Below are 18,614 nucleotides of genomic sequence, written 5' to 3' on the forward strand. Positions count from 1 at the left end.
TCCACCCGGATTGGAACACCAGCTCCCACGCGTCGGCGCGCGGTACGTGGCTTTCGGCGCGGTGTGCCCGGTTGATGGCGTATCCTCCTGCGGATGCGGCAAGGCGCGAGGATAGGTGTCCTGCTCGTCGCGATGGCGGCGTGCGGCGGCGATGGCGATGGCGATGATGCGGAGTCCACCGCTGGCGCCGGAGGCGCCACGCCGGGCGCGGGCGCCGCCGGAGGCCCCACGTCGGGCGCGGGCGCCGCCGGTGGTTCCTCGTCTGGCGCGGGGGGCTCCACGCCGGGCGTCCCGGCCTACGGTCGGCTCGGCCAGCCCACGACCACCTTCACGCTGCCGGAGCCGGCCCCGAGGGAGGGGGAGCTCCCCGAGATCGCCTATCCCGATCTCGCCGGGTCGTTCCCGGAGGTCGACTGGAGCGCGCTCGATCGGCTCTACATTCCGGCTGGCCACTACCGGAGCATCCTGCTCGGCGGCCTGCCCGAGCGGAGCGCGGAGCGCCCGCTCGTGATCACGAACCTCGGCGGACAGGTCGAGGTCGGGGGCGACGCCGCCAACTACGTGTTCGTGATCAAGGGCGGAAAGGGCTGGATCCTGACGGGCCGCCACGACCCTGTCTCGAAGACCGGAGACGAGGGGTTCCGGGGGCACGCCGAGGGCGCGTTCGCCCATGGCCAGGGGACGTACGGCATCTTCATCGACGATGCGTTCAGCAAAGAGGGCCTCTCGGGGCTGGCCATCGGCGGAGGAGCGTCGGATTTCGAGCTGGATACCCTCGAGGTCACGCGCGCCGAGTTCGCCGGCATCGTCGCCAAGACCGACGACGACGGGCAGGCCACGATGCGCAACGTGAAGATCCACGACCTCTACGTGCACGACGTCGGCTCGGAGGGGATCTACTTCGGCAGCACCCAGGCGCAGCCGCAGCACGCGTTCGAGCGCCTCGAGGTGTACGATAACCGGTTCCTCCGCACCGGCACCGAGGCGCTGCAGGTCGGGCAGCTCGGCTCGGACTGCGAGATCCACCACAACGTCATCGGGCCGGGCGCGGTCCGGTGGCGGTCGGCGTTCGACCATTACCAGGATGGCAATGTGCAGTTCGGCCAGCGCTACGGCAGCTCGAGCTTCCACCACAACCTCGTGATCGGGACGGGCGACCTCTTCGTCGAGCTGTTCCCGACGCGCGTGGACGGCGATCCGCGCTCGCCGTCGGACACGGTCTCGTTCACGGACAACTACTTCGCCGACACGTCGCTGAGCGGGGTGTACACGCACGCGGTGGACACCGGCGCCACGATACGCTTCGAGCGCAACGTCTTCCTCGGTTTCCACTTCAACTATGGCGAGGTGTACCCCGACGCGGACGAGCCGGTGCAGGTCTTCGCGGTGGGCAGCAACGCGCCGAACCCGCACATCCTGAAGGGAAACCGGGTGGACGGGCCCTATCCGTTCATCAAGTGGCTCTTCGACAGCGTGCAGGCCGAGGACAATCCGACGGTCGCGGTGGAGCGGGTCCGCTTCCGAGACTTCATGGGGGGCGGCCTCGACCAGGACTACCGGCGCCTGGAGTGGTGGACCGACCGCGCGACGCTCAGCCCGGACGAGCGCGCCGTGACGTACCCCAAGGGAGCCCACGTCCTCCACCAGGGCGCGCTCTACGAGGCGCTCGCGGAGAGCCAGGGCAAGCAGCCCGATCAGCACCCCGACGTGTGGCGCGCGCTGCCGGCTCCTGCGGACGACGTCCGTTTGAGCGCCGACTCGCCGCACCAGGGGCTCGGCGTCCGCTGGCCGCCGCCTTAGCGCGTAGGAGGGGGCGGATCGCGCAAGATATCTCCTGCCCTCCGAGGAGCGCGTATCCTTGTTCTCTCGTCCCTTGCCTCGCCTGGTGACGTGCCGTTCCTGAAGTATCCCCTCGAATTTTCGGAAAAATTCACAGGGAGGCGGGGAGACGGGGAGTAAAATCCCAACAATCTCCCCGTCTCCCCGCCTTGTATGAACCTTGTATGAACCTCGGGAGCGCCTGGTCTACGTCGTCGTCGTCGCTGACGAGGGGGGCCCGGGGGGAGACCGGCAACTTGGGGGAGCTCGGGGGAAAGCTCGTCCGGTGGGCGCCGAAGAGCTAAAAGAGCTGCCCCGCGGCAGATCGACCCCGCCCTGGTCTCGAAGACCGTCAGGGAGCTGAGGTCGCCGCGGTGTAGGTCTCCTCGCAGAGCCCGAACGGCTGCCTGAGCCAGAGCTCGCATTGTTGCAAGGGTGGGCGCGCCGGGGAGATCGTTTCGTCGTCGTCCGGAAGAAAGCCCCAAGGTTATGGCAGAGTACGTAGGCATCGATGTTTCGAAGGAGCACCTCGATATCGCGCTGCACGAGGCCAAGCGCGTGTGGCGGTGCTCTCACGACGACGACGGTCTCCAGGCGCTTGCGAAGGAGCTGGCGTCGATCGGACCGGAGCTCATCGTCCTCGAGGCCACCGGCGGCTTCGAAATGACCGTGCTCGCCGCGCTCAGCGTCGCGCGGCTCCCCGTGGCCGTGGTCAATCCGCGCAACGTCCGCGACTTCGCCAAAGCGAGCGGGCGGCTGGCCAAGACGGACAAGCTCGACGCCAGGTGCATCGCCCACTTTGCGGCGGCCATGCAGCCATCGCGGACCGAGATGCCCGACGAGACGACGCTCGCCCTCGAGCAGCTCTTGGCGCGCCGTCGGCAGCTCATGCAAGAGCTCGTCGCCGAGAAAAATCGACGCTCCACGCTGCTCGGACCACGACGTACTCAGCGCGTGCTCGATAGCCTCGACGGCCATATCGACTGGCTGACCAAGGAGATCGCGGATATCGACGATGACCTGCGAGGCCACATCGAGCGCAGCGACACCTGGCGCGCCAAGGACCAGCTGCTCCGCACCGTCCCCGGCGTCGGCCCGGGCACGGCGCGAACGCTGCTGGTCGAGCTTCCCGAACTCGGCACGCTCGACCGCAAGACGATCGCCTCGCTCGCCGGCCTTGCTCCGTTCAACGACGAAAGCGGTGGCAAGGAGCGCCGCCGTTCCATCCGCGGCGGGCGCACCCCCGTGCGCTCCATGCTCTACATGGCGTGCGTCTCGGGCCTGCGCTGCAACCCGGTCCTCCAGTCGCTCTACGAGCGACTGGTCGCGGCTGGGAAGCCCGCCAAGCTCGCCTTGACCGCGTGCATGCGCAAGCTCCTGACCATCCTCAACGCGATGGTGAAGGCGGGCCGACCCTGGGCTTTCACCGCAGCCACCTCTTGACAAGGAACACGGCTGCTCCCTGTTCAAATTTTTTTTGCTAAGATATCAACAAATGAGGCGATTCGTCAGGAGCTGTTCTCCATGAAGCTCTTCTACGCGTCCACATCACCCTTTGCCCGCAAGGTGCGGGTCGCCGCGCATGAGCTGCAGCTGGGAGACCGGATCGAGCTTGTGCTGGTCAATCCCTGGTCGGATGCGGAGCTGCGGTCGCTGAACCCGCTGGCCAAGGTACCGACGCTGGTCCTGGGGGACGGGCAGGCGCTCTTCGAGTCGGCGCTCATCTGCGAATACCTGGATCACCTCGCGGCCGGCGGGCTGTATCCAGCGCCGGGAGAGGCGCGGTGGAGCGCCCTGCTCCGCCAGGGCATCGCGGACGGTATCAACGCTGCTGCCGGGCGCCTCTTCGCCGACGAACATCGCCCATCCAATGAGCGATCCAGCAGCGTCATGCTGCGTCAGGCGGCTGCCATCGAGGCCGGCCTGGACAGGCTGGAGCGGGACGCCGGGACGTTATCGACGGAGCTCGCGGACATCGGCGCGATCTCGGTCGCCTGCGCGCTCGGCTACCTCGACTTCCGCTGGCCGGATCGGGCGTGGCGAAGCGGCCGGAGCGGCCTTTCTCGCTGCTTCGACGTCGTCGGCCAGCGCCCGTCCATGACCGCCACGCAGCACCGCTCGCCGTGATCTCCTGACGTGAGGTCCCCAGGCGGCGCTCGCCGCCCCTGCGGGGCCGACGCTCGTCACTTCCCGCCCGCATCCCGCCCGCATCCCGCCACGCCCGAGCCCGGCTGCGCGCTCGACGGTGACGCTTGGACGCTTGAACCGGCGGCGGCCGTCCCGCGAGCTTCCGGTTCGATGACCGTCGAAACAGATTGATGGCGCCCCCGCGCCGCCTAGATTCATTTTGATGACCATCGAAGCAGATCCCCCGGCGCACGATCTGGGCGTCGAGGCGCGCATCGGCGTGCTCAAGGCGCTCGCCGACGCGTCGCGGCTCCAGGTGGTGAACGCCCTGATCGAGCGGCCGCACTGCGCCGAGGAGCTGGCCGAGCGGCTGGGTCGCGCGCCCTCCACGGTCTCCTTCCACCTCCGGAAGCTCGACGAGGCCGGGCTGGTGACCAAGCGCAAGACCCAGTACTACCTGGTCTATGCGCTGCGCGACGATCTGCTCCGCCTCACGCTGAAGGAGCTCGTCTCGCTGCCCTCCGCTGCCGATAGCGCCGCGCGGCGGCGCGCGGAGCGAGCCCGGAGCCAGGTGATGCGCGCCTTCTTCCGCGGGGGCGTGCTGGTCCAGATGCCGAAGCAATGGCGCAAGCGGCGCATCGTGCTCGAGCAGTTCCTGGGCAAGTTCCAGGCGGGCCGGCGCTACCGCGAGCAGGAGGTGAACGAGATCATCCAGACCCTGTATCCCGACCACTGCACGATCCGGCGCATGCTCGTCGACGAGGGATACATGACGCGCGACGGCCTGCACTACGAGCTGATCGCGGAACAGACCAGGACACCCGAGGCGAAGGACACGACACCCGGGGCGGAGAACACGACGCCCGGGTCAGGGACCAAGAAGGCGGGAGCGAGCACGATGGAAACGCGCAAGGAGCTGAAGCGGAAGTACCTCGAGACCCCGAAGCAGGCGGGCATCTTCCAGGTCAAGAACACGGTGAACGGCAAGGTCCTGCTCGGCAGCAGCACGAACCTCCACGGGCCGCTCAACAAGCACCGTTTCGCGCTGTCCATCGGCGCGCACCAGAACCAGGCTCTCCAGCGGGACTGGCAGCAGCACGGCGCCGACGCCTTCACGTTCGAGGTGCTCGAGGTCGTGCAGCAGAAGGACGAGCCGGGGTTCTCCTTGGCGGACGAGCTCACCCTGCTCGAGCAGATCTGGCTGGAGAGGCTCTCGCCCCTCGCGCCGCGCGGCTACAACACGGATACGCGGCTCCGCGAGTGAGGCGACGTCGCGGCGCGAGAGGGCGGCGTCCCCGGAGGCCGCCGCGCTCGCCCGTTTCCTGGCCGCCGGGGCGGCTAAAGGCCGGCGGCGCCTGAGCCGCGCGCGGCGTGTCCCGGTGGCAAAAGGCGTGGATTTCATCCACCATGGCGCTGCATGCGGCCAGCCGGCATACAGAAGAGATCTTCGGATGTCGTCGAGCCCTCGCCCGATGGCAGCGCCCTGGACGCGAGCGCCCAGGACTGCCTCGCCGGGGGCGGCGAGATGGGCGCGCTGATGCGCTCGATCGACTGGGCGAAGAAGACGAAGCTCGGCCCCATCGCCGCATGGCCGACAGGCCTGAAGACCGTGGTCGGCCTCGTGCTCTGCAATCGATTCCCGATGCTCATGTTGCTCGGGCCGGAGATGCTGCAGATCTACAACAATGCCTATCTGCCTATCCTGGGCATGAAGCACCCTGCGTCGATGGGCGCTCGGGCGGCCGAGGTCTGGGCCGAGATCTGGGACGTCGTCGGCCCGATGACGCAGAGCGTGCTCGACGGGGGGCCCGCGACGTGGAGCGAGCACCTCATGCTTCCGGTGATCCGGCGAGGCTTCGTCGAAGAGGCGTACTTCACGTTCTCGTTCAGCCCGATACCCGGCGATCCCGAGCGGGTCGCCGGCGTCCTCGTCACGGTGAAGGAGACCACGGAGCAGGTCCTCGACGCGCGCCAGCTCCGCATGCTGCGCGATCTCGCGACGCGCTCCGCCCATGCGAAGTCCGGGGAGGAGGCGTGCCGCACGGCCGTGGAGATCTTCGCAGCGAACGACGCCGATCTGCCGTTCTCGCTGCTCTACCTCCTGGACGGCGACACGGGCGACGCGCGCCTCGCCGGCGCGAGCGGGCTCGACGACTACGAGGGCGCGGCGAAGCCGGCGCGCGTCTCCCTCCTCGAGCGAGGCGGCGAGGCCTCGACCTGGCCGCTCGCGGAGGCCGCGCGGGTCGGCGAGATCCTCGTGGGCGATCTCGCGGCCCGCTTCGGCGCCTTGCCGGGCGGCCGCTGGGGCAGCGCCCCGGAGCAGGCGATCGTCCTGCCCCTCTCGCGGCCGGGCCAGCCCCGTCCGTATGGCTTCCTCATCGGCGGCGTGAGCCCGCGCCGCCTGCTCGACGAGCCGTACCGCGGGCTGTTCCGGCTGATCACCGATCAGGTGGTGACTGCCATCGCGAACGCGCGAGCTTATGAGGAGGAGCGCAGGCGCGCCGAGGAGCTCGCCGCGATCGATCGCGCGAAGACGCTGTTCTTCAGCAGCGTCAGCCACGAGTTCCGGACGCCGCTGACGCTGATGCTCGGCCCCATGGAGGACGCGCTGGCGGCGCCCGGGTGCGTGCTATCCAGCGAGCACTTGGCGCTCGCCTACCGGAACGCGCTGCGCCTGCTCAAGCTGGTCAACGCGCTGCTCGACTTCTCGCGCCTCGAGATGGGCCGCGCGCAGGCGTCCTACGAGCCGACGGACCTCGCCGGCCTCACCGTCGATCTCGCGAGCGCGTTCCGCTCCGCGATCGAGCGGGCGGGGCTCGCGTTCAAGGTGGACTGCCCGAAGCTCCCGGAGCCGGTCTTCGTCGACAGGGACATGTGGGAGAAGATCGTGCTGAACCTGCTGTCCAACGCCCTGAAATTCACGTTCGACGGCGAGATCCTCCTGTCGCTCCGCGCGCGCGGGGACCACGTCGAGCTCGCGGTGCGCGACACGGGCACCGGCATCCCCGAGCACGAGCTGCCGCACCTCTTCGAGCGCTTCCACCGCATCCAGGGGGTGCGCGCGCGCACGCACGAGGGCTCCGGGATCGGGCTCGCGCTGGTGCACGAGCTGGTGCGCCTGCACGGCGGCAGCGTCCGGGCAGAGAGCCGCCCGGGCGAGGGGACCGCGTTCACGATCGCGATCCCGCGTGGGTCCGCGCACCTCCCGGCGGAGCGCATCCGCGCGGAGAAGACACTCGCGTCGACGGCGACCGGCGCCGCGCCCTACGTCGAGGAGGCGCGGCGGTGGCAGCTCGCCGCCGAGGCGCCCGCCTCGGGCGATCGCGTCGAGCCCGACCACGTCGCGGCCCCCTTCGACCCGAGCGCGCGCATCCTCCTCGCCGACGACAACGCCGATATGCGCATGTACGTGCGGCGCATCCTCGATGGGCGGTGGACCGTCGAGGCCGTGAGCGACGGCGCCGCCGCGCTCGAGAGCGCCCGGCGGTCGCCGCCGGATCTCGTCATCGCCGACGTGATGATGCCGGTCCTCGACGGCTTCGGCCTGCTCCGGGCGCTGCGCGCCGATCCGGCGACGCGGGGGGTGCCGGTCATCATGCTCTCGGCGCGCGCGGGCGAGGAGTCTCGCGTCGAGGGGCTGGCGGCCGGCGCCGACGATTACCTCGTGAAGCCGTTCTCGGCGCGCGAGCTCATCGCTCGCGTCGCGACCCACCTCCAGCTCGCAGCGCACCGGCGGGCCGTGGAGTGGGAGCGCGGGCGGATGTACGCGCTGTTCGAGCATGCCCCCGTCGGGATCGCCGTCTACCGCGGCCCGGAGCTCGTCGTCGAGATGGCGAACCCGCACTTCGTGGCCATGGTGGGCCATCGTGAGGTGATTGGACGCACGTTGCAGCAAGCCTTCCCGGAGATCATCGGCTCGCCGCTCCTCGATGTCTTTCGCCGGGTCTACGCGACGGGCGAGCCGTTCGTCACCTACGACTGCCGGTTCGACCTCGATCGCGGGCGCGGCGTGCGGGAAGAGTCGTACTGGAGCTTCAACCTGCACCCGATGCGTGACGCGGGCGCTGCCGTCACCCGGATCCTGGTCGTCGCGCTCGACGTCACCGAGTCTGTGCGGGCGCGAAAGAAGCTCGAGGCGGCGGCGCGGGAGCGCGAGGAGCTGCTGCGCCGCGCGGAGGACGCGCGGCGCGACGCGGAGCGGGCGAACCGCGCGAAGGACGAGTTCCTGGCGATGCTCGGCCACGAGCTGCGGAACCCGCTCGCCCCGATCGTCACGGCGCTCCACCTGATGCGCCTCCGCGCCGGAGGGCACGCCGAGCGCGAGCGGCTCGTCATCGAGCGCCAGATCAAGCACCTGACGGCGCTCGTCGACGACCTGCTCGACGTCTCCCGGATCACGCGGGGCAAGGTCGAGCTGAAGAAGCAGCGGATCGAGATCGCGGAGGTCGTGGCCAAGGCGGTCGAGCTGGCGAGCCCGCTGCTGGAGCAGCGCCGGCACCACCTCACGGTCACGGTCCCCTCGAGCGGCCTGGCCGTGGACGGCGACGTCACGAGGCTCGCCCAGGTGATCTCGAACCTGCTCACGAACGCCGCGAAGTACACAGAGAGCGGCGGCGAGATCGCCGTCCGGGCCGAGCGCGCGGAGGGCGAGGTCGTCCTCTCCGTGCGCGACAACGGCATCGGCATCGCCCCCGAGATGCTGGCGAGCGTCTTCGAGCGCTTCGTGCAGGAGCGCCAGGCGCTCGACCGATCCCAGGGCGGCCTGGGCCTGGGCCTCGCCATCGTCCACAACCTCATCGCGATGCACGGCGGCCGCGTGAGCGCGCACAGCGAGGGCCGCGGCTGCGGGAGCGAGTTCACCCTCCGACTGCCGGCCGCGGCGGACGTGCGCTCGCACGAGGCCGCGCCGGCGCGCCGGATGGCCGGGACGCAGGGGACTCCCTCTCTCGTCGATCGGCGTCGCATCTTGCTCGTGGACGACAACCTCGATGCGGTCGAGCTCCTGGCAGAGTCGCTCGGCGCCTCGGGGTACACGACGCGCGTCGCCTCCGACGGCCCGTCCGCGCTCCGGATCGCGGAAGAGTTCGCGCCCGACGTCGCGCTGCTCGACATCGGGCTGCCGGTGATGGACGGCTACGAGCTCGCGCGGCGCCTCCGCGAGCAGCCGGCGGGTGAGCGTGTTCGCCTGATCGCGATCACCGGTTACGGGCAGGAGGCGGATTTCCGGCGCTCCGAGGGGGCAGGCTTCGAGACGCACCTCGTCAAGCCCATCCAGATCGATCGATTGACGTCGCTCCTCGAGGAGCCGCCGGCCCGCAGGGCCGAGTGAGCCACGGCAGGCTCGTCCCGCTGGAGTCCGGCGAGGGCTCACGCACGACACGATGGGACCGCGCCCGGAGCGCTGTGGCGACGCGCGCCGCGGCGAGACCGAGGCAGCCTCTGATGGGAGAAGGAACAATGAGTACGCAACGCATGCGAATTGCGACGATGGGTGTTCTGGTCGTAGGATTCGCCGCGAGCGCGGGATGCACGCTGGTCTCGGGGGTAGGAACGCTCGAGTTCGACGGTGACGCCGCTGGGGGAGCTGGCGGAAGCGGTGACGCCGGCGGCGGCGGCGCCGAAGCGGGAGGCGGCGAGGCGGGCGGCGCCGGCGGCGGCGGAGGGGAAGCGGGAGGCGGCGAGGCCGGCGGCGCCGGCGGCGGCACGGGCGGCGGCGCCATGGGCGGCGACGTGATGGTCCAGGAGTGCGTGCCCGGCAAGGGGGTTGCCGTGGGCGCCCGCGTCTGGGGTGACGCGTGGCTCAACGGGTTCGTCCTTCATTGCGCCGACTTTCAGAGCGACGGTCACACGGGGGAGGGGTACGATGCCGGCCCCGTGACTGGCAGCATGACGGGCTCGCACGTCTCCAAATTCTGCGACTACCCCAGGAATGTCGTGGCGTTCAGGTATACGTACGACGCGGAGCATGTGTACCAGGTCCAGTTTGGTTGTTCGACACCCGAGGTATGGAAATCGTCGACGCCCAGCGTCGAACAATGGCTCGATCCCATCGGCGGGACGACGGCTGGTCCGCAAGAGTACGGAGCGCAATGCGAGGAGGGCTCCGCCTATAGCTACTTCACGCTCAACGTCAGTGAGGAGGGTCAATCCATACGAAGCTTCGAAGGGCCTCGCTACTGCCTGGGAATGCCCTGATCCCTCGCAAGGCCGCCTCCGGAGACGCCGCTCCTCGGCGAGAGGGCTCTCCTCTGCGAGGCGGCAGCGACCGGGGACCCGCGCCGCCGGAGGCGAGCTCCAGGTCTCCGGGCGCTGTCGAGCGCGGAGAGGTGCTGGTCCGCTATAAAAGAAATGTCGTCCGTTATGGTGGACGTTGGCGCTGCCCCGTGGTACTGGGCATCCAACGGACGGGACAGCCATGCACTACCGACAGCTGGGTGACAGCGAGCTCCGGGTCTCGGAGCTCTGCCTTGGGACGATGACGTTCGGCGAGCAGAACACGCTCGAGGACGCCAGAGCGCAGCTCGACTACGCGTTCGACGCGGGCATCAACTTCATCGACGCGGCCGAGATGTATCCGGTGCCGACCCGCGCCGAGACGCAGGGGCGCACGGAGAGCTACGTGGGCGAGTGGCTGAGCCAGCGGCCGCGGGACAAGGTGATCGTCGCGACGAAGATCGCGGGGCCGGGCCGCCCGATCCCGTGGGTCCGCGGCGGCTCCCTCGCGATCAACCGCGCCAACGTCCGGCGCGCGGTCGAGGACAGCCTGCGGCGCCTCAGGACCGATTATATCGATCTCTACCAGATCCACTGGCCCGATCGGTACGTGCCGCAGTTCGGCGCGAGCGCCTACGATCCGGCGAACGAGCGCTCGAGTACGCCGATCGCCGAGCAGCTCGCGGCGCTCGCGGAGGTGATCCGCGACGGCAAGGTCCGGTATTTCGGGCTCAGCAACGAGACCGCCTGGGGGGTGGCGCAGTGGAGCCGCGTCGCGGCGCAGCTCGGGCTCCCCAGGCCGGTGTCGATCCAGAACGCCTACAGCCTCGTCAACCGCACGTTCGACTCCGCGCTCGCGGAGGCCTCGCGCCGGGAGGACGTGCCGCTGCTCGCCTATAGCCCGCTCGCGTTCGGCCTGCTCACGGGCAAGCACCTGGGCGGGCCGCCGCCGGGCTCGCGCTTCGCCCGGTTCGAGACCTTCGGCCAGCGCTACAGGAAGCCCAACGTGGACGAGGCGGTGCAGGCCTACGTCAAGCTCGCGCGCGCCCACGGCCTGAGCCCGGCGTCGCTGGCGCTCGCCTTCGTGCGCAGCCGATGGTTCGTGGCGAGCACCATCCTCGGGGCGACAACGCTCGAGCAGCTCGAGGAGAACGTGAAGAGCGCGGGCGTGGTGCTCGCCGCGGAGGTTCTCGGAGAGATCGAGCAGATCCACGCCCGGTACCCGAACCCGGCGCCCTGATCTCGCCGGCCCCGGCGGCGCCGCTCGCCCGGGGCGGCGCGCGGTCCGACCTCTCTGTTCGCGGGAGAGGTCCGGCGAGCCCTCGCCGGACCTCGGGCGGGCGGGACGAGGGCGCCTATCGGGCGGCCTCCTCGATCCGCGCGATGTCGATCTTCTTCATCTGCATCATCGCCTGCATGACCCGCCCCGCCTTGGCCGGATCCGGGTGCTGGATGAGCCGGATCAAGGCGGACGGGACGATCTGCCAGGACACTCCGAACCTGTCCTTGAGCCACCCGCACTGGCTCTCGGCGCCGCCGTCGGCCGTGAGCTTGCTCCAGAGCTCGTCGACCTCCTCCTGCGTCTCGCAGGTGACGACGAGCGAGAACGTCTCGTTGAACTTCTGGTGGGCGCCGTTCAGGACCATGAGCCGCTGGCCGTGCAGCTCGAACTCGGCCATCACGAGCGAGCCCTTGGGCCCCGGACCCGCGTCTCCCGAGCGGAGCTCCGAGAGGATGCGTGAGCCATTGAAGACGGACAGGTAGTACTTCACCGCCTCCTCGGCGTTGTTGCTGAACCAGAGGCACGTCTTGATCTTCTGCGGGGTGGTCATGATCGGGGCTCCTGGCCGGGGTCGGGCCCGGCGGTGAGGTGAGGGCGGCGCGGTCACCGCGACTGCGCTTTGCCTGGATGTCGGAGCTCGGTGCGCCGGCTCGACATGGGGCCGACGATTTTTTTTTCGACCCGCCGGGGCGGCCGGACTCCCGGGTCGCCGGGGCGGCCGAGGGGGGCGGGGCGGCAGCCCGCCGGGCGGCCGCCGTGGTGCGCCGGCCGCCGCGCCGGGGCGGCCCTGGGCGAGGATGAGCTCGCGGGCAGGGTGGAACGTCGCGGCGATCCGTGAGAGAGCACGCGCATGAGACACATCCTCGATGGGTCGATGGGGGTCATCCTGGCCGCGGGGCTCTGCGGCGCCGGGTGCAGGGCGTCCACGCACGAGCCTCCCGGCATGAACGAGCCTCCCGGCGCCAATGCGCCTCCCGGTACGAACACGCCTCCCGGTACGAACACGCCTCCCGGTACGAACGCGCCTCCGGCGGATGAGCCCGCCACGCCGCCGGCGGCCGCCCCGATGGGCGAGCGGATCGTCGTGGGCAGCGATCCGTGCAAGAGCGACGCAGACTGTGTGCCCGTGTGCGCGTGCCACGCGGCCGCGTGCATCGCGAAGGCCACCGCGCCGACGTGTGATCGAGGCCTGATGTGCACACAGGAGTGTCGGCCCGGAACGATGGATTGCGGCGGCGGCTGCCTCTGCCAGGGCGGCCGATGCGCGGCCCGCCTGATCAACGTGCCGCCGCCCTGAGCCCCTCTCCGCGTGGGCCGGCCTGCAGATGAGCGCGTGAAACCTCCTGGAGCCCGGCTGAGGGCCCACCAGGACCGTAGACGCCTGGACTCAGATGTCGGTGGAGCGGGCGCCCAGCGCCGTCCTCAATATTTGTAAACAGCGGCGAAGATCGAGCTACGCATGACCTCGTTCGTCGTCGTCTCGCGCACCCACGCGGCGATCCCGGTCCCGTTCGGGCCGAAGCCCACCGCCGGCTCCCAGTGTTCGGCGGCGTTGTCGTCCTCCAGCGCGTGGGCCCCCGTCCATCCCTGCGCGGGCGAGAGCTCGCTGGCAAAGATTGACCGGAGGGCGGCGGCTTTCTGGGTCCACACCGCGAGCCCGCGCCCGGCCCCATCCACGGCGATCTCGGGACCGCTCACGCTATCTTCGTCGGCCGAGAGCTTGTCGGCCGGCTGGAACGTCGTCCCCGAGAAGCGCCGCGCCCAGATCGCGCAGCCGGCGCCGCACTGACGGAACACCACGCCCCCTTCACCCTCCGCGTTCATCGCGACGGCGTAGTCAGACGCTTTTTGCCCCGCGGTATCCACCCCGGTGGCTCCGGCCCACACGCCGCCTGAATAAGAATTGGCGATCACGTGCGACACCGAGGAGGTCGAGTCGCGCTGGAGGAAGACGACCATCGCGTTCCCGTTGCCGTCCATCACGACGCGCGGGCTCAAATGGTCGAGCGTGTCATCCGCTTCCAGCGGCTTCGGGCCTGCCGCGCTGCCCTTGTGCGTCGTCAGATCGTAGGTAACCACGTTGCCCAGCACGTTGAGACGCCCGCCGTCCGACTGGTACCACGCCGCCACCGCGCGCAGCGTCGTGCCCACGGTCGAGACGCCGACAGCCGTGCCGTTGCAGCTCGTCGTGCTCCCCGACACCTTCACCGGTGTCTGCCAGCCCTGCCCGCCCTCGTAAATGGCCAGGTAGCCCTCACGCGCCGAGGTGTCGGTGGTGTTCACGTCGATCCCCACGGCGATATGGCCGGCGGGGGTCATCGCGACCGTCGTCGAATGTTTCGAGACCCCCGAGGTGCCCTCGGCGATCGTCTCGACCGTGCCCCACCCGGCGGGCCATCCGAGCGATGCCGTGAACCGCTTGCCGAACACGGCGCCGCCCACCGAGGACGAATACCAGACGACCACCCCGTTGCCCTCGGCGTCGATGGCGACCCTGGCGTTCACGCCTCTCGTGGCCGCGTCGTTGATCTGCAGCAACGGGTCCCAGCTGTCGCTCTTCTTGACATAGCGGCGCGCCCAAACGGTGGACTGATCATAAAACACGAGCAGCGCGTCGCCGTTGGCCGAGACCGCGACCTGCGGAAGGAAATTCGAGATCTGATTGGCGAGATCGTCATGACCGACGCGCTCGAACGTATCCCAGTGAGGCGGAGGGGCTTCGCCGCCTGTCCCGTCGCCCCCGGTCCCGTCGCCGCCTGTCCCGTCGCCGCCTGCTGCGCCGCCACCCGCTCCGTCGCCTCCGGTCCCGTCGCCGCCTGTCGCGCTGCCGACGCTGCCCGCATGACCGCCGCCTCCGCCGCTCCCCACGTCGCTGGAGCTCGACGACGACTCGAACGTTCGCACCTTCTGTCCGCAGGCCGCGACGAGGAGGAGCCCAAGAATGAAACCCAGCTTGGGCCTGGCGCCCGACCCTCCGACGTGTCCGAATTGTTCGCGCATCATGCGCCAGGATGAGATCCGAACGCCTCGGAGATGTCAATCCCCGACCGCGCGACCTGTCCTGGCTTGATGAGACACATTCAACCTCTCCGCCACCGCGGCAGGACAGGGTAGCAGCGCGCCCACAAGCTCACGTGCGTTCCCGCACGTCCCTCACGTGCTCGAAGGACGCTGAGCGAGGAAATCGCGCCCCTGTCTACCACACAAGCGAGCGGGCGATGGGGTGCTGGTCTACAGACTCCATCCGTACGGCGCCCGACGCGCAGAGGGGCTCCGGGCGCCTCGAGGCGCGGCGCAGAGCACGCGCAGCGGCGCAGGGCGGTCAGCGCGTCAGAAGTCGCCCTCCTTCACGTAGGGGTAGCTCCACAGCGTGACCTGCAGCAGGCAGGATTTGACCCACGCCGCGTGCATCTTCTCGACCTCCTCGGCGGAGTGGCCCTTCTTCGCGAGGAACGGCTTCAGGGTGAGCGTCACCGGGAAGATGAGCGCGAAGAGGTTGCGAAACGGCACCAGGTCGGTCGACGGCGCCCCGTCCGTCTTGTTCTTCTTGATGCGGTGGTGGCGGAGGCCGATCTCGTGCTGGTAGTCGAGCCACTTCTGGTCGTACTCCGCGCGCGCGGTGTCGAGGATCCACTGGCCGAAGCGCTTGCGGACCCCACCGAGGTAGTCGCCGAGCGGCTTGCCGTCGGCCTTGCCGGTGAAGGACGCGAGCAGGTGCGGGTTCGCGCCGACGAAGCCGTACCAGACATCGAGGATCTGCTCGACCTGATCCTTCACGACGTCGTGGGAGAGGCGCAGGTACTTCACGTCTTCTTCCCCGAAGAGGGCGCTCTTCTTCATGTCCTCGAAGTCGGCGGGCAGAACCGGGGACTTCGCGACGGCGTGTGTTCCAACCGTGTATCCATGGATGGTCATGATCGTTCATTCCTTCTGCGGGCAATACCCCGCGCTCACCCCGAGCGACGTGCTCGGGGCGTCGAACCGGTCGTCGCGACGGCGACTGGCCGGTAGGTTGTTCCTCCGAAGCTCGGCCTCGATTCCTCGCGACAGCGCCGGCGCGCGCGCCGGCCGCGCTCCGAGGTCGCGGGCGCGCAGGCCCGGAGCGAGGAGCCAGTGACAGGCCTCGGGAAAGCTATCCCCTCATCTCGCGGGGATGAGCAACGCTCTAGTCAGGCTGGACGAAGCGCCTCCACGCGTCTTCGCGCTGCTGCTCTTCAGCCTGCTCGTGTTCGCCGCAATCGATCCTCAGGTGTCGGCCCGCCATCGGCGCGTCGACGAAAGCACAGTGGTGGGGCAGCGCCCCTTCATGCGCGTTCGGCCGGAAGTACTTGCACGTGACGCACATGCGGCTCACCGGGATATGCCCGCTGAGCTGCAAGGACCGGATGATCTTCACGACCCCGGCCAGGAACGCCTCTTGCTCCAGCGCCGAGAGCGCGCCCACCGCGGAGACGATGGCGTCGGGCAACGTCGTTACTTTCTGCGCGAGCGCGCGCCCGTGCGGCGTGAGCTCGATCAGGCTCGCCCGCGGGTGGCGCGGGTCCGGGCGCTTGACGACAGCTCCCTTGTCCACGAGCGTTCGGACCGAATCGCTGATGGTCGCCAGCGTGACGCCCAGGCGATGCGACAGCTCGCTCCCGCTGAGCGGCCCCTCGAGCGAGAGGGTCGCGAGGATCTGCCCCTGCGTGGGCGACAGGCCCTCGTGGTTCGCCTGCTCCCACGCCTGCAGCTTCATCGCGAGCCCCAGCTTTCGAAGCCCGACCGCGATGCGTCGATCGATCGGCTCGGAGTTCTCCTCGAAGAAGAGCGGGAGCGAGCGACCCATGACCCTCATCTAACTTAGGAGTCCTAAGTTGTCAAGGGAGGGTGCGCCGAGAGCGCACGACCGCGGCTGTCCTCGCGAGCCACGCCACGGGATCTCTCGCGTGGTAGGGGTGCTCCGACGGCTCGATGTTGTCGAGGAACTTGCGGTAGATGGTCGCCTGGCGGGCCGCGGCGACGGGCGCGAGCAGCTCGGCGGCGCGCTCGGGGTCGGAGCCCGGGATCGCGGCGCGCCACGCGCGGCTCCAGGAGCTCCGGAGCGGCTCGACCGCGCCGGGCGGGGCCCCGTCGAGGAACGCTGGCTGGTCGAGCAGCGGATGCCCGACGCCGCTGTCGCCCCAGTCCAGCAGGACGGCCGACGTCGCGTCCCCGCGGGCATTGCCGACGTGGAAGTCGCCGTGAACCAGCGTGTCGGGCAGCCCGGCCTCGGCCAGGCGAGCGAAGCGCTCGGGCAGGCCATCGACGAAGCGGTCGAGGGTCGCCCGATCGCCGGCGGACAGGTCGGGCGTCCGGGTCACCACGTCCGCGATGAGCCGGGTCATGGCCGGCGCGCGCCAGTCCGGCAGCCCCAGCGAAAGGAGCTCGCCGACCTGCCGGCTCGCGTCGCGCTGCAGCCCGACAAGCAGCGAGACCAACCGCTCCCGGACCGGCAGCTCGGCCTCGTAGAGATCCTCGCCCGGGATCTCGGGCATCAGGATCCGCCGGCCGTCGTGGCCGAGGAGGGCTGGCACGGGCCCTCCCGCGAGCCGCGCGATCACGGCCCCCTCGTGCCCGAGGAACGGAGGGACGTGCTTCAGCCAGACCGTCTGGTCGCCAGCACGGAGCCGCCACAGGCTCGACAGGTTCCACGACCGCATCTGCTCGGCGGGCGCCGTCCGCGTGAGGCCCCGATCGCGCAGGACGGCGTCCGCCCACGCGAGGTCGTCATCAGGCCCGCCCGGCTGCGCCCACGGCTGCCGGAGCGGGTGGTCGTCGAGCGCCCCGCGCCAGGGCTCGACCCCGGGCGGCGGCGCGTCGATCTCCGCCTCCGCGAGGTAGGTGACCGCCCCGCCTTGGGGGGCCGGGAGCTCGGCGGCGAGCATCCGGAGGACCGTCACCTGGAGGCCGAAGCGCTCGCGGGCACCCTGGACGACCGCGTGCGCGTCCTGCCACCACGGCGTCGCCACCGGATAGGGCGGCAGCGCGCCCAGGAGCTCACCGCTCGTGGTGAGGAGGACGAGCCGAACGACGCGCGGCGGGTGGGGCAGCATCGCGCGATGATAGCGAAGGGGCGGCGTCGCTCGCGCGCGGGTGCTCGGCCGCGGTACGAAAGACGTCCCAGCGCCGCTCACGTCGAGAGCGGCTGTCCCGCGACGGCGGCCCTGACGGCGCGCTCCAGCGCCTCGCCGTCCTCGGGCGAGAGGGCGCGCACCGCGCCGGGGAACGCCGCCTCGAGGTCCACGAGCACGTCGAGGGCCGCCTCCTCGTCGACGGCCGCCCGATCGTGGCGCCCCACCTTCGACGCGGCGGACGCGAGGCGCGGGCCGTTCACGAGCCGCTCCCCCCAGCGGATCAGCGTGGCGAGGTCGACCGGGCGCTCCGGGTCCCACGGCGCGCTCTCGTCGAAGCGGTCCTCGCGCATCTCGGCGATCTTGCGCTTCAAGGCCATGTAGGCCCCGGCCGGCATGCGGACGTCGGGCCTGGCCACGAGCCCCTCCGCGAGGTTCTCCGGGCCGAGGGGCGGCAGCCCCAGGGCGGACGCGACGCGCGACGGGAAGCGCTCGGGCACGGCGGCGATCTCCGCCTTGCGCCCCCGGGCGAGCAGCGGGGGCATCATGAGCCCCGCCGCGGCGGCGACCGGGGCCGCCTCGCTCCAGGCCAGGAAGGCGTCCTCGCCGGCATCGACCGCGCGCAGCTCGAAGGGCGCCCACCGCAGGTCGGGCGCGTACCAGACCCCGGTCTGCACCGGGCTCACGCCGCCCGAGGGCACGTCGGGATGCGGGTAGCCGCCGCCGAAGAGCTCGCCGTAGAGGACGAGCCGCGCCGCGCCGACCGCCGCGTGCGCCGCGCGGGCGGCGTCCCGGAGCGACGCGCGGAGCAGCTGCCAGCCGAAGAAGGGGTCCTCGTCCCGGAGCCACTCCTTGCGCTTGCCGAAATGGACGCCGGTCGCGTCCACGCCGATCACGAGCTGCGCGCCGTGGATCTTCTCGAGCGCGACCCAGGTCGGAGCGTCGCTCGCGCCGAGGCACGGCATCTTCGGGAAGGGGAGGAACTCCATTTCCGGCGACGATAGCGCCGATGGCGCGGCCGGTCCGCAGACGCCGGAACGGTGCGTTGGATGGTGCGTTGCGTCGTACGCGGCGGAGGAGCGCGG

At 70.3% G+C, this 18,614-nt stretch carries 14 protein-coding genes; 8 read left to right on the forward strand and 6 right to left on the reverse strand.

The features are described from left to right. The first annotated feature begins 93 nt into the window (after positions 1 to 93). From WME97_RS03645 to WME97_RS03675, 7 genes are all read left to right on the forward strand, one after another. Entirely contained in the window at positions 94 to 1,800 is a 1,707-nt protein-coding gene (locus tag WME97_RS03645) for a right-handed parallel beta-helix repeat-containing protein (RefSeq protein ID WP_437549568.1), read from the forward strand. 507 nt (positions 1,801 to 2,307) lie between these two features. Then, on the forward strand, positions 2,308 to 3,261 hold the full coding sequence (locus WME97_RS03650; RefSeq protein WP_437555300.1) for an IS110 family transposase: 954 nt from the start codon (positions 2,308 to 2,310) through the stop codon (positions 3,259 to 3,261). Positions 3,262 to 3,342: 81 nt separating this feature from the next. After that, positions 3,343 to 3,945, forward strand: a complete 603-nt coding sequence (locus tag WME97_RS03655; RefSeq protein WP_437549569.1) for a glutathione S-transferase N-terminal domain-containing protein — start codon at positions 3,343 to 3,345, stop codon at positions 3,943 to 3,945. A gap of 223 nt (positions 3,946 to 4,168) precedes the next feature. Next, positions 4,169 to 5,209: a metalloregulator ArsR/SmtB family transcription factor gene (locus WME97_RS03660; RefSeq protein WP_437549570.1), complete on the forward strand. Its 1,041-nt coding sequence runs from the start codon at positions 4,169 to 4,171 to the stop codon at positions 5,207 to 5,209. A gap of 153 nt (positions 5,210 to 5,362) precedes the next feature. Beyond that, positions 5,363 to 9,274: an ATP-binding protein gene (locus tag WME97_RS03665; RefSeq protein WP_437549571.1), complete on the forward strand. Its 3,912-nt coding sequence runs from the start codon at positions 5,363 to 5,365 to the stop codon at positions 9,272 to 9,274. 143 nt (positions 9,275 to 9,417) lie between these two features. After that, positions 9,418 to 10,140, forward strand: a complete 723-nt coding sequence (locus WME97_RS03670) for a hypothetical protein (RefSeq protein WP_437549572.1) — start codon at positions 9,418 to 9,420, stop codon at positions 10,138 to 10,140. A 220-nt stretch (positions 10,141 to 10,360) separates the two neighbouring features. Continuing rightward, positions 10,361 to 11,398, forward strand: coding sequence for an aldo/keto reductase (locus WME97_RS03675; RefSeq protein WP_012233350.1), 1,038 nt, complete (start codon positions 10,361 to 10,363; stop codon positions 11,396 to 11,398). Positions 11,399 to 11,513: 115 nt separating this feature from the next. Here WME97_RS03675 and WME97_RS03680 read toward each other — a convergent pair whose 3' ends face one another. Continuing rightward, a complete protein-coding gene (locus tag WME97_RS03680) occupies positions 11,514 to 11,990 on the reverse strand; it encodes a VOC family protein (protein WP_437549573.1) in 477 nt (158 codons plus the stop codon). A gap of 300 nt (positions 11,991 to 12,290) precedes the next feature. Here WME97_RS03680 and WME97_RS03685 point away from each other — a divergent pair, with 300 nt between their 5' ends. Then, entirely contained in the window at positions 12,291 to 12,737 is a 447-nt protein-coding gene (locus tag WME97_RS03685) for a hypothetical protein (RefSeq protein ID WP_437549574.1), read from the forward strand. A 125-nt stretch (positions 12,738 to 12,862) separates the two neighbouring features. On the opposite strand, the gene WME97_RS03690 is transcribed toward WME97_RS03685, so the two are convergent. The 5 genes from WME97_RS03690 to WME97_RS03710 all read right to left on the reverse strand — a co-directional run bounded on the left by WME97_RS03690 (position 12,863) and on the right by WME97_RS03710 (position 18,518). Then, positions 12,863 to 14,443, reverse strand: a complete 1,581-nt coding sequence (locus WME97_RS03690; protein WP_437549575.1) for a hypothetical protein — start codon at positions 14,441 to 14,443, stop codon at positions 12,863 to 12,865. 327 nt (positions 14,444 to 14,770) lie between these two features. Continuing rightward, a complete protein-coding gene (locus WME97_RS03695; RefSeq protein ID WP_437549576.1) occupies positions 14,771 to 15,355 on the reverse strand; it encodes a protoglobin domain-containing protein in 585 nt (194 codons plus the stop codon). A 250-nt stretch (positions 15,356 to 15,605) separates the two neighbouring features. Further along, positions 15,606 to 16,265 carry a MarR family winged helix-turn-helix transcriptional regulator gene (locus WME97_RS03700; protein ID WP_437549577.1) on the reverse strand — a complete coding sequence of 220 codons (660 nt, stop codon included), beginning with the start codon at positions 16,263 to 16,265 and terminating at the stop codon, positions 15,606 to 15,608. Positions 16,266 to 16,296: 31 nt separating this feature from the next. Then, complete coding sequence (locus WME97_RS03705) at positions 16,297 to 17,511, reverse strand: aminoglycoside phosphotransferase family protein (protein WP_437549578.1); 1,215 nt, start codon at positions 17,509 to 17,511, stop codon at positions 16,297 to 16,299. 77 nt (positions 17,512 to 17,588) lie between these two features. Beyond that, complete coding sequence (locus tag WME97_RS03710) at positions 17,589 to 18,518, reverse strand: RNA ligase family protein (protein WP_437549579.1); 930 nt, start codon at positions 18,516 to 18,518, stop codon at positions 17,589 to 17,591. Between the last annotated feature and the right edge of the window lie 96 nt (positions 18,519 to 18,614).

This window comes from Sorangium sp. So ce367 (genome assembly GCF_051520455.1).
In the GTDB taxonomy this organism is placed as follows: domain Bacteria; phylum Myxococcota_A; class Polyangia; order Polyangiales; family Polyangiaceae; genus Sorangium; species Sorangium cellulosum_B.

Bases quoted from the DNA above. Each gene is read 5' to 3' on its own strand.
- WME97_RS03705 (WP_437549578.1), bottom strand. From the start codon at position 17,511: ATGCTGCCCCACCCGCCGCGCGTCGTTCGGCTCGTCCTCCTCACCACG.
- WME97_RS03695 (WP_437549576.1), bottom strand. From the start codon at position 15,355: ATGACCATCCATGGATACACGGTTGGAACACACGCCGTCGCGAAGTCC.
- WME97_RS03710 (WP_437549579.1), bottom strand. From the start codon at position 18,518: ATGGAGTTCCTCCCCTTCCCGAAGATGCCGTGCCTCGGCGCGAGCGAC.
- WME97_RS03660 (WP_437549570.1), top strand. From the start codon at position 4,169: ATGACCATCGAAGCAGATCCCCCGGCGCACGATCTGGGCGTCGAGGCG.
- WME97_RS03690 (WP_437549575.1), bottom strand. From the start codon at position 14,443: ATGATGCGCGAACAATTCGGACACGTCGGAGGGTCGGGCGCCAGGCCC.
- WME97_RS03675 (WP_012233350.1), top strand. From the start codon at position 10,361: ATGCACTACCGACAGCTGGGTGACAGCGAGCTCCGGGTCTCGGAGCTC.
- WME97_RS03645 (WP_437549568.1), top strand. From the start codon at position 94: ATGCGGCAAGGCGCGAGGATAGGTGTCCTGCTCGTCGCGATGGCGGCG.
- WME97_RS03680 (WP_437549573.1), bottom strand. From the start codon at position 11,990: ATGACCACCCCGCAGAAGATCAAGACGTGCCTCTGGTTCAGCAACAAC.
- WME97_RS03685 (WP_437549574.1), top strand. From the start codon at position 12,291: ATGAGACACATCCTCGATGGGTCGATGGGGGTCATCCTGGCCGCGGGG.
- WME97_RS03655 (WP_437549569.1), top strand. From the start codon at position 3,343: ATGAAGCTCTTCTACGCGTCCACATCACCCTTTGCCCGCAAGGTGCGG.
- WME97_RS03665 (WP_437549571.1), top strand. From the start codon at position 5,363: ATGCGGCCAGCCGGCATACAGAAGAGATCTTCGGATGTCGTCGAGCCC.
- WME97_RS03650 (WP_437555300.1), top strand. From the start codon at position 2,308: ATGGCAGAGTACGTAGGCATCGATGTTTCGAAGGAGCACCTCGATATC.
- WME97_RS03670 (WP_437549572.1), top strand. From the start codon at position 9,418: ATGCGAATTGCGACGATGGGTGTTCTGGTCGTAGGATTCGCCGCGAGC.
- WME97_RS03700 (WP_437549577.1), bottom strand. From the start codon at position 16,265: ATGGGTCGCTCGCTCCCGCTCTTCTTCGAGGAGAACTCCGAGCCGATC.